Source organism: Streptomyces cinerochromogenes, from assembly GCF_014648635.1.
Classification (GTDB): Bacteria; Actinomycetota; Actinomycetes; order Streptomycetales; family Streptomycetaceae; genus Streptomyces; species Streptomyces cinerochromogenes.
In genome coordinates this window covers 91044-103994 of record NZ_BMRM01000001.1, presented here as the reverse complement: position 1 = coordinate 103994, position 12951 = coordinate 91044, and the positions used below count along the sequence as shown (strand labels likewise).

General features: G+C 72.9%; 13 protein-coding genes. 5 read left to right on the top strand and 8 right to left on the bottom strand.

Annotated features, from left to right (window positions below):
* Position 1 precedes the first annotated feature (1 nt).
* Complete coding sequence (locus tag IEZ20_RS00420; RefSeq protein WP_189294027.1) at positions 2-295, bottom strand: hypothetical protein; 294 nt, start codon at positions 293-295, stop codon at positions 2-4.
* A 245-nt stretch (positions 296-540) separates the two neighbouring features.
* Between IEZ20_RS00420 and IEZ20_RS00415 the strand changes: the two genes are divergently transcribed.
* Positions 541-1134, top strand: a complete 594-nt coding sequence (locus tag IEZ20_RS00415) for a hypothetical protein (protein ID WP_189294026.1) — start codon at positions 541-543, stop codon at positions 1132-1134.
* Here IEZ20_RS00415 and IEZ20_RS00410 read toward each other — a convergent pair.
* The 5 genes from IEZ20_RS00410 to IEZ20_RS00390 all read right to left on the bottom strand — a co-directional run bounded on the left by IEZ20_RS00410 (position 1131) and on the right by IEZ20_RS00390 (position 6737).
* A complete protein-coding gene (locus IEZ20_RS00410) occupies positions 1131-2141 on the bottom strand; it encodes an LLM class F420-dependent oxidoreductase (protein WP_189294025.1) in 1011 nt (336 codons plus the stop codon). The genes IEZ20_RS00415 and IEZ20_RS00410 overlap by 4 nt on opposite strands.
* 105 nt (positions 2142-2246) lie before the next feature.
* Positions 2247-3065: a DUF5336 domain-containing protein gene (locus IEZ20_RS00405; RefSeq protein ID WP_189294024.1), complete on the bottom strand. Its 819-nt coding sequence runs from the start codon at positions 3063-3065 to the stop codon at positions 2247-2249.
* Between the two features lie 83 nt (positions 3066-3148).
* Entirely contained in the window at positions 3149-4135 is a 987-nt protein-coding gene (locus IEZ20_RS00400; RefSeq protein WP_189294023.1) for an N-acetylmuramoyl-L-alanine amidase, read from the bottom strand.
* Positions 4136-4157: 22 nt separating this feature from the next.
* Positions 4158-4808, bottom strand: a complete 651-nt coding sequence (locus IEZ20_RS00395) for a class I SAM-dependent methyltransferase (protein ID WP_189294022.1) — start codon at positions 4806-4808, stop codon at positions 4158-4160.
* A gap of 183 nt (positions 4809-4991) precedes the next feature.
* Complete coding sequence (locus tag IEZ20_RS00390; protein WP_189294021.1) at positions 4992-6737, bottom strand: MFS transporter; 1746 nt, start codon at positions 6735-6737, stop codon at positions 4992-4994.
* Between the two features lie 205 nt (positions 6738-6942).
* Here IEZ20_RS00390 and IEZ20_RS00385 point away from each other — a divergent pair, with 205 nt between their 5' ends.
* Together IEZ20_RS00385 and IEZ20_RS00380 are read left to right on the top strand one after the other, a co-directional pair.
* On the top strand, positions 6943-7482 hold the full coding sequence (locus tag IEZ20_RS00385; protein WP_189294020.1) for a SigE family RNA polymerase sigma factor: 540 nt from the start codon (positions 6943-6945) through the stop codon (positions 7480-7482).
* Positions 7479-8297: a hypothetical protein gene (locus IEZ20_RS00380; RefSeq protein ID WP_189294019.1), complete on the top strand. Its 819-nt coding sequence runs from the start codon at positions 7479-7481 to the stop codon at positions 8295-8297. Before IEZ20_RS00385 ends, IEZ20_RS00380 begins: the two co-directional genes overlap by 4 nt.
* A gap of 22 nt (positions 8298-8319) precedes the next feature.
* On the opposite strand, the gene IEZ20_RS00375 is transcribed toward IEZ20_RS00380, so the two are convergent.
* Complete coding sequence (locus tag IEZ20_RS00375) at positions 8320-8961, bottom strand: response regulator transcription factor (protein ID WP_189294018.1); 642 nt, start codon at positions 8959-8961, stop codon at positions 8320-8322.
* A 105-nt stretch (positions 8962-9066) separates the two neighbouring features.
* On the opposite strand from IEZ20_RS00375, the gene IEZ20_RS00370 reads away from it, so the two are divergent.
* Entirely contained in the window at positions 9067-9684 is a 618-nt protein-coding gene (locus IEZ20_RS00370; protein WP_189294017.1) for a TOPRIM nucleotidyl transferase/hydrolase domain-containing protein, read from the top strand.
* Positions 9685-9935: 251 nt separating this feature from the next.
* Positions 9936-11489: an alpha-L-arabinofuranosidase B gene (locus IEZ20_RS00365; RefSeq protein WP_189294016.1), complete on the top strand. Its 1554-nt coding sequence runs from the start codon at positions 9936-9938 to the stop codon at positions 11487-11489.
* Here the strand turns inward: IEZ20_RS00365 and IEZ20_RS00360 are convergent.
* Positions 11467-12798, bottom strand: coding sequence for a sensor histidine kinase (locus IEZ20_RS00360; RefSeq protein ID WP_189294015.1), 1332 nt, complete (start codon positions 12796-12798; stop codon positions 11467-11469). The genes IEZ20_RS00365 and IEZ20_RS00360 overlap by 23 nt on opposite strands.
* Positions 12799-12951 lie beyond the last annotated feature (153 nt).

The following is a 12951-nucleotide window of genomic DNA, read 5'->3' as shown; positions in this document are numbered from 1 at the left end:
CTCAGTGCCGGTGCATCCGGTTGGCTATGGCGTGGCCGACGAAGAGGTAGACGACGGCGGCGAGGCCGTATCCGGCGACGACCCGGGCCCAGGCCTCGTCGAACGTGAAGAGGTCGTGGGACCAGCCGGCCAGCCAGGAGGCCGCGTCGTGGACGAACTGCACCAGGCTGTTGGCCCGGTTGGCGTCCAGCAGGTACATCAGGATCCACAGGCCGAGGATCAGCGCCATGACGTCGGCGACGACCGCGATCACCGTACCGGCCTGATTCGCACCGTTGCGATATCGAGGGGACATACCTTCCGGATTGCCGGGCGGGGTGCGGTGAAACCCCCGATACGGCCCTGACACCCCCCGGAGACGCCCCGTACGGCACCCCGAGAGACGCCCCGTACGGCACCCCCGAGAGACGCCCCGTGGGGGACCGGGGACACGACCCGTACGGGACCCGGACGGTGTCCCCCGAGTGGCGGATCCGGTCGGCTCGGGTGAGGCTGCCGGAGGAAGCAGACCGCTCGGGGAGGACATGTCCGGAGGACCTCGTGCCCGTACCGATACGGCGCCTCTTCGTGGCGCTCACCCTGTGCTGTGCGCTGGTGGCCGGTGCCACCGCCTGCGGCAACGAGAACAGTGCGAGCAGGACGAAGGACACCGCGGCGGTTGAGGCCCAGCCCGCCGCCGACACCCCCAGTCCGACCGTCGGCACGCCCAGCCCGACCACGTCCGCGGAACGCCAGAAGTTCGCCAAGACACGCTTCGTGGCGAACGCGGGCCTCGCCGCCGGCGCGGTCTACCAGTGGATCGTGAAGCCCTGGAAGGCCGGCACCTTCAAGAAGGGCGCCAAGGGCCGCAAGCTGGCCCTGGTCAAGGCCGGCCTCGCCGGAGCCTTCGCCTACAACCGGCTCAAGGCGGCCCAGCGCAACGCCCAGGGCGACCCGCTCCTCTCCAAGGCCCTCGCCCCGCTCAGCTCCGGCATCGACGCCCTGAAGAACCTCCCGTCCAGGCTCCGCAAGGGCGACGAGGGCGCGGCGAGTTCCTTCAACGACGTCATCGGCGACGTCAAGGACGCGGGGCAGAGCGCCGGCGCCCCGGTCAAGGACCAGGTGCCCTCCACCTCCCAGCTGACCAAGGGCTAGGAGTTCAGCTCGGCCAGCACCCGCAGGCTGTGCGGGTCCGGTGACAGGGCCAGCAGGTCCGTCACCGGGCCCGCGCGCCACAACTCCAGCCGTTCGGCGATGCGTTCACGGGGCCCGACCAGGGAGACCTCGTCGGCGAAGGCGTCCGGCACGGCCAGCACGGCCTCCTCCCGCCGCCCGGCGAGGAACAGCTCCTGGATCCGCCGCGCCTCGGCCTCGTACCCCATGCGGGCCATCAGGTCGGCGTGGAAGTTGCGGGCCGCGTGCCCCATGCCGCCGATGTAGAAGCCGAGCATGGCCTTCACGGGCAGCAGCCCCTCCGCCACGTCGTCGCACACCGTCACCCGTGCCATCGGCGCCACCATGAACCCTTCCGGCAACGTCCGCACCGCGTCCCCGTACACCTCCGGCCGGCTCGGCGCCCAGTACAGCGGCAGCCAGCCGTCGGCGATCCGGGCCGTCTGGGCGACCATCCGGAGGCCCTCGGCGCCCAGCAGGACGGGGAGGTCGCCGCGCAGGGGGTGGGTGATCGGCTTGAGCGGCTTGCCGAGCCCGGTGCCGTCCGGCCCCCGGTAGGGGAGGGGATGGAACCGCCCCTCCACCTCCACCGGCGCCTCCCGCCGCAGCACCTGCCGTACGGTGTCCACGTACTCCCGGGTCGCGGTCAGCGGCGACCCCGGGAACGGGCGGCCGTACCAGCCCTCCACCACCTGCGGCCCGGAGAGCCCCAGTCCGAGCAGCACCCGCCCGCCGGAGAGGTGGTCCAGGGTGAGCGCGTGCATCGCGGTGGCGGCCGGTGAGCGGGCGGCCATCTGGGCAACCGCCGTACCCAGCCGGATCGTTGAGGTCTGTGCGGCGATCCAGGTCAGCGGCGTGAAGGCGTCCGAGCCCCAGGACTCCGCCGTCCACACCGAGTCGTACCCGAGCCGCTCCGCCTCCCGGGCGAGCGGCACATGACGGGCGTCGGGACCGCGCCCCCAGTACCCGAGTGCGAGACCGAGCCGCATACGCCTGCCTCCTGACGTACCGTCAGATACCAGCGGTGCGGGCGACTGTACGACAACGGCCCCCCGCCCGGAAGGGCGAGGGGCCGCTTGTGCCCGGCGTCCGGCTCAGCCGCGCTGGATGCCGGAGGTGTCCTGGAGCACGCCACGACGGCCGTCCTGGGTCTGCGCGACCAGCGCGGTACCGCGCTGCTCGACCGCCAGGTACCAGGTACCCGGCGCCAGTTCGGCGATCGGCGTCGGCGAGCCGTCCTCCGCGAACAGCGGGCGGGTCACCGGCACGGCGAACCAGTACGGCGAGAAGTCCGCGGCCGGAGCCTGCGCGGCCGGGACGCCCGGAGCGGGGGTCTGGGCGGCCGGCGGCTGCTGGCCGAACGGCTGGCCCGGCTGCGGCTGCGCACCGTACGGCTGCTGCGGCTGGGCACCCGGGTAGCCGTAACCACCGGGCGGCTGGGCGCCGTAGGGCTGCGGGGCGACCGGCTTGGCGGCCGGGACCAGGGGGGCCTGGAGGGCGGGGACGAGCGGGGTGGCGACGGCGCCCGCGGCCAGCAGCAGCGCGGCGATCAGGCCGAGGATCAGGCCGGCGCCGGCGTCGACCTTGAACAGCTCGTTCTCGTCGAGGGCGCCGAGCGGGTCGACGATCGTCCAGAACGACGTCCAGGCGGCGAAGACCGTGAAGGCGACTCCCACCTGGCCGAGGTCGAGGCCGACGACCTTGCGGGGCTGCGCCAGGGCACGAGCGAGGACGATCAGGACCGCGCCGACGATGCCGCCGACGTACATGCTCATCACCAGGCCCAAGTTGTCCCAGGCGTTGGGGATGTCGCTGCCGTCGCTGTCGAACGTGTCGAGGAACGACGCGATGAACAGCACCACCGCTGCTCCGATCACCACGCCGTCGCCTCTAGTGAGGGAGCGGATATTCACTTCAGGTCCTTCGTAGGTCGTCTCGTCGTCGGTAGACACTACCGTCCGCAAGATCCGGCTGTCCGGCCGGTTCCGCCCGCCGGTCAGGACCGACGCAGGAAACTCACGATTCCCTCAGAGATCCCCTGCGCGGCCTTCTGCCGCCAGGCTCCGCTGGTCAGCAGCGCCGCGTCCTTGCTATCGCGCATGTTGCCGCACTCGATGAACACCTTGGGAACCGTTGACAGATTGAGACCGCCCAGGTCCGTACGCGTGACGAGACCGGTACCTTCGCCCAGGTAGTTGGAGGGCGGTTCGCCGGTCTCGCGGAGGAACGTGCCCGCGATGCGCACCCCGAGGTCGTGGGAGGGGCCGACGATGGGACGGGTGTCGGCGGCACCCGCGTGCACGGACCCCGGCAGGATGACGTGGAAGCCGCGGTTGCCGGGGGCGGAGCCGTCGGCGTGGATCGAGACGGCCGCGTCCGCGCGCGCGGTGTTGCCGATCCGGGCCCGCTCGTCCACGCACGGCCCCCAGGCCGGGCTGTCCCCGTCGCGGGTCAGCTTCACCGTCGCGCCCTGCCGCTCCAGGAGCGTGCGCAGCCGGTGGGCGACGTCCATGCTGAACCGCGCCTCGGTGTAACCGTCGTTGGTGGACGTCCCGGTGGTGTCGCACTCCTTGTGGTTCGTTCCGATGTCCACCTGGCGGTTGATCTCGGCCGTGTGGCGGAAGTTGCCCGGGTTGTGTCCCGGGTCGATCACCACGACCTTGCCCTTCAGCGGGCCGGTGCCGCCCGGCCGGTCCGAGGGGGTACCGGACACCTTGCCGTCGTCACCGGCAGAGGTGTGCGGGGAGGCGTCCGGGGATGCGGCGGTGGAGGCGCTGCCGGGCGCGGAGGACAACGGGGAGGCGCTGGAGGCCGGCGCGGGGGAGGCCGTACGGACCTCGGCGCCCGAACCGCCGCCCACCTCCTCGTACACCAGCCAGCCGAGCAGAGCACCGGGCACCAGCGCGGCGAGCGCCACGGTCAGCGGGCCCCGGCGGGGCCGGCGCTGCTGCGGGGGATCGAATTCCGGTCCTGTGTACGACACGTCTGCGACTCTAACCGGGGCCTCAGATCCCCGCTCCCGTTCGCCGCAGGACACGCAGCGAGCCGGTCGCCGAGACCTCCGTGAACGCCCCGGAACCAAGGGCCCGCAGGTACACCCGGTACGGCGCCTGACCCGTGAACTCGTCCTCCGGATGGGGGAAGACGTCGTGGATGACGAGCAGCCCGCCCTCGGCCACGTGCGGCGCCCAGCCCTCGTAGTCGGCGCCGGCGTGCTCGTCGGTGTGGCCGCCGTCGACGAACACGAACCCGAGCGGGGAGTTCCACACCGCCGCTATCTGCGGGGAGCGGCCGACGACGGCGACGACGTGCTCCTCCAGGCCCGCCCTGTACAGCGTGCGCCGGAAGGCGGGCAGCGTGTCCATCAGGCCGATCTCGGGGTCGACCGTCTCCGGGTCGTGGTAGTCCCAGCCGGGCTGCTGCTCCTCGCTGCCCCGGTGGTGGTCGACGGTCAGCGCGGTGACCCCGGCCGTGCGCGCCGCGTCGGCCAGCAGGATCGTGGAGCGCCCGCAGTAGGTCCCGACCTCCAGCAACGGCAGCCCGAGCCGCCCGGCGGTGACGGCCGCGTCGTAGAGCGCCAGCCCCTCGTCGACGGGCATGAACCCCTTCGCCGCCTCGAACGCGGCCAGGATCTCGGGCTGGGGAGCGGCGGGCATGGGGCGCCTTTCGGTCGTAGGGCAGTCGGAGCGCCCATGCTGCCGCACCCCCGGTCACAGGGGTGACCGGGGGTGCGTACGGTGCCCGGAAGGGGCGTGGGGCCGGGTCCGGCGCGGGGCTCCGCGCGGGCCCGATGGACCGGGACGGTGCCGCGGCCGCCGGACGGCGGGACCAGGCACCCGTCAGGCGTTCACGGACTCCCCGGGCAGCGAGAGATCCAGATCGACGGCCCGCTCCTCACCGGAATGGCTGGCCGAGGAGGCCAGCGGCCCGTGCCCGGCGGCCCGGGCGGCCAGCACGTACGCCCCCTGCGCCGGCACGGCCAGCGCGTAGCTGCCGTCCTCGTCGGAGACCGTCGCACCGGCCTGCCGCCCCCGCCGGTCGATCAGGGTGACCTTGGCCCGGGCGACGGGCGCGCCGCCGGCGTCGAGGACCCGTCCCCGGAACCCCCGCAGCACCTCCTCGGCCCGCTCCAGGTTGGCCTCCTCCTCGCTGCTCGCCCGCAGCTGCGTGTGCTGCGGACCCGGCCGCGCGGCCTTCGGCAGGAAGATCGCCAGGAGCAGGCCCACGGCGACCGCCGCGGTGGCGATGAGGAAGGAGACCCGGAATCCGTGCATGGTCGGGATCTCGACGCCGCCCACGTCGTCCGCGGTGTTGGCCAGCACCATGCCGATGACGGCGCTGGACACCGACGTACCGATGGACCGCATCAGGGTGTTCAGACCGTTGGCCGCGCCGGTCTCCGAGGCCGGGACCGCGCCGACGATCAGCGCGGGCAGCGAGGAGTAGGCGAGGCCGATGCCGGCGCCGAGGACCACGGAGGTGACGACCGTCTGCCAGGCCGCGTCCATCAGGCCGAGACCGCCGCCGTAGCCGATCGCGATGACCAGCAGGCCGGTGATCAGGGTGACCTTGGGGCCGTAGCGGGCGGACAGGCGGGCGTAGACCGGGGCGGTGAACATCATCGTCAGGCCCAGCGGGGCCACGCACAGGCCGGCGACGACCATGGACTGGCCGAGGCCGTAGCCGGTGGCGGTGGGCAGCTGGAGCAGCTGGGGCAGGACGAGGGAGACGACGTAGAAGCTGACGCCGACCATGATCGAGGCCAGGTTGGTGAGCAGCACCTCGCGGCGGGCGGTGGTGCGCAGGTCGACCAGGGGCGCCGGGACGCGCAGCTCGTACACGCCCCACAGCAGCAGGACGGCGAGGGACCCGGCGAACAGGCCGAGCGTCGTGCCCGACGACCAGCCCCAGTCGCTGCCCTTGGTGATCGGCAGCAGGAGCAGCACCAGGCCGGTGGACAGGCCCAGCGCGCCGAGCAGGTCGAAGGAGCCCTCGGCGCGCATCGGGGACTCCGGTACGGCCACGAGGGTGAGGACGATGGCGAGCGCGCCGAGGCCGGCGGCGCCGTAGAACAGGGCGTGCCAGTCGGCGTGCTGCGCGACCAGGGCGGCGGCGGGCAGGGCGAGGCCGCCGCCGACGCCGATCGAGGAACTCATCAGGGCCATGGCCGAGCCGAGCTTCTCGCGGGGCAGCATGTCGCGCATCAGGCCGATGCCGAGCGGGATCGCGCCCATGGCGAAGCCCTGCAGGGTACGGCCGGCGATCATGAGGAGCAGCTGGCTGGTGACCGCGCTGACCAGGGCGCCGACCACCATCACGGCGAGGCTGAGGACCAGCATGCGGCGCTTGCCGTACAGGTCGCCGAGCCGGCCCATGATCGGGGTGGCGACGGCGCCGGACAGCAGGGTCGAGGTGAGGACCCAGGTGGCGTTGCTGGGGGCGGTGTCCAGGAGCTGCGGCAGGTCCTTGATGACCGGCACGAGCAGCGTCTGCATCACCGCGACCACGATGCCCGCGAACGCGAGCACGGGGACCACGGCGCCGCCCGCTCTCCGGGTGGGCTGGTCGGTCGTCGTGTCTGGCATGGGGTGAGGCCTTCCGCGTGTCATAAGTGCCGGGTAAACCTCGTATGCACAGGCAACTATTCCGTTGCTTCGGGCCTCTAACGAATCCTTGACCGTTTCATGGGTTACTGACGCGGCGTCACCGCGCGAGGGGAGAAATCTCCGTGCCGACCGGGGCAACGGTCCGGGCGGTCCATGGACTCCTTTAGACATCTAGGAGGTGCCCATGGGGGACGGGAAGCAGACTCGGAACGAGGAGTTCCAGAGCTTCGTGGTCGGCCGCTGGCCGCGGTTGATGCGTACGGCATTTCTCCTCACGGGGGAGCAGCACGCCGCCGAGGACCTGGTCCAGTCGACGCTCGAACAGGTCTACGTGGCCTGGCGCCGCGTCGGCGGCGCGGACGACCCGGAGGCGTACGTACGGCGCGTGATGATCAACGCGCACGCGCGCAGACACCGCCGCAGGCTCAGGGAGTTCCTGGCGCCGAAGGACGACTCCGGCCTGGTGCGCGAGGTGGCCGACACCGGCGACCGGATCGCCCAGGCCGACGACCGCAGCGCCCTGCTCCAGGCGCTCGCGCAACTGCCCGCCCGGCAGCGGGAGGCGGTCGTGCTGCGCTACTGGGAGGACCTGACGGAGACACAGGCGGCGGAGGCGATGGGCTGCTCGGTCGGCACGGTGAAGAGCAACGCGGCCAAGGGGATCGCGAAACTCCGCGCCATACCGGGACTGGCCGACATGGTGACGCACGGAGGGCGGAAGTGATGAGCGCGGACCGGGAGAACCACGACATGACACAGACGGACATCGCCCTCCTGCTCGCGGACGCGGCGGACGAGGTCGAGATCGGCATAGCCCCCGTCCAGGCCGTCATCCGCGGCGGCCGGCGCCGCAAGGCGCGGCGCTGGGCGGTGGCGGCGGCCACGGCCCTGGTGCTGGCGGGTTCGACGGGGGCCACGCTGGCCTTCGCCGGGCTGCCCGGAGAACACGCCGACCGGGGGACGTCGGTGGCGTCCCGCCCGGCCTCCGCGGAGGAGAGACATGTGTACGCCCCGCAGCGGACGGAGCTGGCGCGGGGGACCGAGCGCGGCAAGGAGTGGCGGGTCTGGGTTGAGGTGTGGGGGGCGCCGCGCGACACGCGGGAGGCGGTCCGGCAGTTCGACGCGATGAGGCGGGCGGGCCTGCGGCCGGCGGTGGACAAGGCCGCCGACCTCGTCGGCAGGACGTCGTACTTCTCGATGCGGTCCTACGGCGACGGCCGCTCCCTGGTGGTCATGTTCGACACGCACCGGAGGGTCGACCGCCTCTCGGGCACCGACCTCATGGCCGCCGCCGTCCCCCTCGAGGAGGTGCGTCCCACGGCTCCCGAACGGCTGGTGGTCGGGCATGTGGCGAAGACCGCCCGGGAGGTCACCTGCCGCTGGAAGGACGGCAGCTCCACCGTGGCCCCGCTGGAGGGCCCCGCCGGCCACGGCGGCACCTCGCTGATCCGCCCGGTGGCCGGCTACCCGGGAGGGAACTGGTTCGTGTGCATCGCCCCCCAGGGAACGGCCTACCAGGACGCCGAGGTGACGAGGTGACCCGCCGAGGGGGCCGTGCCGCTCACAGCCAGCCCTGCTGCCGGGCCTCCCGCACCGCCTCGGCCCGGTTGCGGGTGCCGGTCTTGCCGATCGCGGAGGAGAGGTAGTTGCGGACGGTCGACTCGGACAGGTGCAGCCTGGCGGCGATGTCCGCGACGGTCGCCCCGTCCACCGACGCCTGCAGTACCTCGCACTCGCGGGCCGTCAGCGGACTGGGTCCGGCGCTGAGCGCGGCGGCGGCCAGCGCCGGATCGACCACGGTCTCCCCGGCGAGCACCCGGCGGATCGCCGCCGCCAGCTCCTCCACCGGCCCGTCCTTGACGAGGAAGCCGGCCGCCCCGGCCTCCATGGCCCGGCGCAGATAGCCCGGGCGGCCGAAGGTGGTGAGGATCAGCACCCGGCAGTCGGGCGCCTGGTCCCGCAGCTCGACCGCCGCGTCGAGGCCGCTCATGCCCGGCAGTTCGATGTCCAGCAGGGCCACGTCCGGGCGGTGCGTGAGCACGGCGTCCACGATGCCGCTGCCCGCGCCCAGCTGGGCCACGACCTCGATGTCCGCCTCCATGCCGAGCAGCAGGGCGAGCGCGCCGCGCATCATGCCCTGGTCCTCGGCGAGCAGCACCCGGATGCACTTCGCGGGCCGGTGGTCCCGGGGCATCTCGTTCATGGGGGCCAGCGTACGGCGGGGCCAGGGGAGCGGGCTTCCTCAGGCGCCGGGCTCCCGGCGGTCATTGCCTACCGCGGGGCCCGGAAAGGGCGGAGACTCGGTCCCATGGCTGACATGGGGGCGTTTCGGGAAGCGGTCACCGCGTGGGCGGCCGGTGGCTCCGGCGGGCCCGCGCGGGAGCTGGCGGGGCGGCTGTCCGTCCGGGCGGTCGTGCTGCTCGAAGGGCTGAGCGACGCGGCGGCGGTCGACGCGCTGGCCGCGAGCCGGGACCGGGACCTGGCGGCCGAAGGGGTCTGCGTGCTTCCGATGGGCGGGGCGATGAACGTCGGTCGCTTCGCCGGCCTCCTCGGGCCGTCCGGACTGGGGTTGCGTCTCACGGGGCTGTGCGACGAGCGGGAGCGCGGCTACTACGCCCGCGGCTGGGAGCGGGCCGGTGCGGCACCGCACGGGTTCTTCGTCTGCGCGGCCGACCTGGAGGACGAGCTGATCCGGGCGCTGGGCGTGCCCCGGGTGCGGGAGCTGGTCCGGGCGGAGGGTGATCTGCGCGCCCTGCAGACCTTCCTGCGCCAGCCCGCGCAGCAGGGCCGCAGCGCGGAGCAGCAGGTGCGGCGCTTCCTCGGCACGAAGAAGGGGCGGAAGATCCGCTACGGCCGCGTCCTCGTCGAGGCGCTCGACCCCGACCGCGTCCCCGCTCCGCTCGACGGCCTGATGGCCGGCCTGTAAAGACTCGGCATGGTCCGCTGCGGCGGGGGTTGACGGCACTCGGCGGGGCCCAAACAATCGCCCCTGCGTTTCTCGCAATTCCCGTCCCATTGCGCAGATGAATGAGTTCGGTATTTCGGTCGAACAACGTTCGGGATATCGGACGCGCGCCACGCGCGTGCTGCCCGACCCCAGCCCCACGACGACAAGCCTCCCTCCACGGCAACAAGCCCACCCCACGACGACAAGCCTCGCCCCGCGACGAACCCGAGGTGCCCACCGTGCTGTTGAGAACCCCCCGCGCACTCCTGTCCCTCCTCGCCGTCTGCGCCGCCCTGGCCGCACTGCTCCTCGGCGCCGGCGCGCCCCCGGCCGCCGCCGCGGGTTCGCTGCCCTGTGACCTCTACGCCGCCGCCGGCACGCCCTGTGTCGCCGCGCACAGCCTGGTCCGGGCGCTCTACACGTCGTACAACGGGCCGCTGTACCAGGTGCAGCGAGCCAGGGACGGGGCGAAGACGAACATCGGTCTGCTGTCCGCCGGCGGGTACGCCAACGCCGCGGCGCAGGACTCCTTCTGCTCCGGCACGACGTGCGTCATCACCGAGATCTACGACCAGTCCCCGCGCCACAACGACCTCACGGTCGAGGGTGCCGGCGGGGCCGGGGCGGCCGATGTGGGGGCGCCCGCGGACGCCCTGCCGGTGACCGCCGGCGGCCACCAGGTCTACGGCCTGGAGATCTCCGCCGGCATGGGCTACCGGGACAACTCCACCTCGGGCGTGGCCGTGAACGGGCAGGCCGAGGGGATGTACATGGTGACCTCGGGCACCCACGTCAACAACCGCTGCTGCTTCGACTACGGCAACGCCGAGACCAACAACATGGACACCGGCAACGGCCACATGGACGCCATCAACTTCGGCACCGAGTGCTGGTTCTCACCCTGCTACGGACAGGGGCCGTGGGTGCAGGCCGACCTGGAGAACGGGCTGTTCCAGTCCGACGCCGGCCACAGCAGGAACACCGCCGACACCGGGACCGGACCGCTTCCTTTCGTGACCGCGCTGCTGAAGAACAACGGCCAGAACCATTTCGCGCTGAAATACGCGAACGCCCGGTCGGGCGGGCTGACGACCACCTATTCCGGGGGCGAGCCCACCGCCGGCGGTTACTCGCCGATGCACCAGGAGGGCGCGATCGTCCTCGGCACCGGCGGTGACAACAGCAACGGTTCCATCGGCTCCTTCTTCGAGGGCGTGATGACCGCCGGGATCCCGACCGACGCCGCCGACGACGCCGTCCAGGCCGACATCGTCTCCGTCGGCTACGGCGGCCCGACCGGCAGCACCGGCACGCTCGGCCCCGGCTCGGAGATCTCCCTGCGCGCCACGACCCCCTGCTGCACCGGCGACTACGTCCGCCACCAGAACGACGCGGCCGTCATCTCCCCGGTGACGTCGAGCAGTTCGTCCCTGGACAGGAACGACGCCACCTGGATCGTCCGCCGCGGGCTCGCCGACAGCTCCTGTGTCTCCTTCGAGTCCCGGAACTACCCCGGTGACTTCCTGCGCCACTACGACTACCGGGTCCGCCGGCAGCCCATGGACGGCACCGCACAGTTCCGGGCCGACGCCACCTTCTGCCCGCAGACCGGCAAGAGCGGCACGGGTACCTCGTTCGCGTCGTACAACTACCCGACGAGGTACCTGCGCCACTACGACCACAACCTCTACATAGCGAGCAGCGGCGGATCCAACGCCTTCGACAGCGCCGCCTCCTGGACCGACGACGTCAGCTGGGCGGTCACAGCGCCCTGGGCGCCGTAGCCGCCGACGGCACCGGCTCGTCACCGCCGGCCGGTAGGTCGGCGGTGACGGTGAAGCCGCCGCGCGGCGCCGGGCCGGCCGTCAGGGAGCCGCCCGCCGCCGCGAGGCGCTCGGCCAGCCCCTTCAGCCCGGTACCGCCCACCCCTCCGCCGGGGAAGGCGCCGGAGCCCGTATCGGCGTCCGTGCCGGTGCCGGTGCCGGTGCCGGCGCCCGTGCCCGTGCCCGTGCCGTCGTCCGTGACCGTGCCCGTGCCGTCGTCCGTGACCGTCAGCCGGACCCGCTCGGCGGCCCCCGTCACGGTGATCTCGCAGCGGCTCGCGCGGCTGTGCCGGACGACGTTGGTGACCGCCTCGCGCACCACCCAGCCGAGCAGCGCCTCGGTCTGCGGGTCGAGCGGCGCCCCGGACTGGCGGACCACCACCCGCACGCTCGCCGCGTTCAGCGCCGACCGGGCCCGGGCCAGCTCGGTGGCGAGGCTGCCCTCCCGGTAGCCGGTCACCGCCTCCCGTATCTCGGTGAGCGCCTGCCGCCCCACCGACTCGATGTCCGAGATCTGCGCCAGCGCCGCGTCCATGTCGCGCGGGGCCAGCCGGCGGGCCGCCTCCGACTTCACCACGACCACCGACAGCGTGTGCCCGAGCAGATCGTGCAGATCCCGGGAGAACCGCAGCCGCTCCTGCTCCACCGCGCGCCGGGCCAGCTCCTCGCGGGCGGCCCGCAGTTCCCGTACCGCCTCCGACAGGCTGAGGATCGCGGCGGTCACCATGGCGGAGATGAAGGTGCCGTAGCCGATGCTGGTCGCGTCCTCCCAGCCGTCCTGGACGGCGGAGACGGCACCGGCGTACACCGCGAGCAGGATGCCGGTGCGGCCCAGCCACGGCCCGCGCAGGACGGCGCCGGTGGCCAGGCCCAGCAGCGGGAAGAACATCAGCCAGCTGCCGCCGTAGCCGAGGGCCAGGCCCGTGGTCAGCAGGCCCATCAGGCCCAGCGCCACCCGGGTGGACACCGACTGCCGCTTGGCCCGGTCGAAGGCGCGGAAGGTGACGTAGACGTAGAGCGAGTTGAAGGCCAGCAGGCCCAGGCCGCCGATCCACGGGTCCGGGGTCCGGCCCTGGAGCAGGTTGGAGAAGGAGCCCATGCCCATCAGCAGCCAGGGCAGCAGGGCGAAGCCGGTGGGCGGCGGGCCCGGATGGTCCACGGCCTCGCCGCTCCGCCGGGCCGCCCTGACACGCCGCGTCTCCGCCCGCCACGCCGGCCGTTGGGACTGCAAGGCCGCCGGCCGGCAGCGCAGTCTCCGCCACCACGTCATATCGGTGTCCCCCGTTCGAACCGTTCGTCTCTCCCCGCCCGGTCGCGGCGGGGCAGCACAGCGTACGGATCGAACGGTACGGAACGGGGCCCGGCCCCGGCAGAGACGCATGTGGGGAGTCGGGCAGTACACATGTCCCGAGCTGACGCGGCG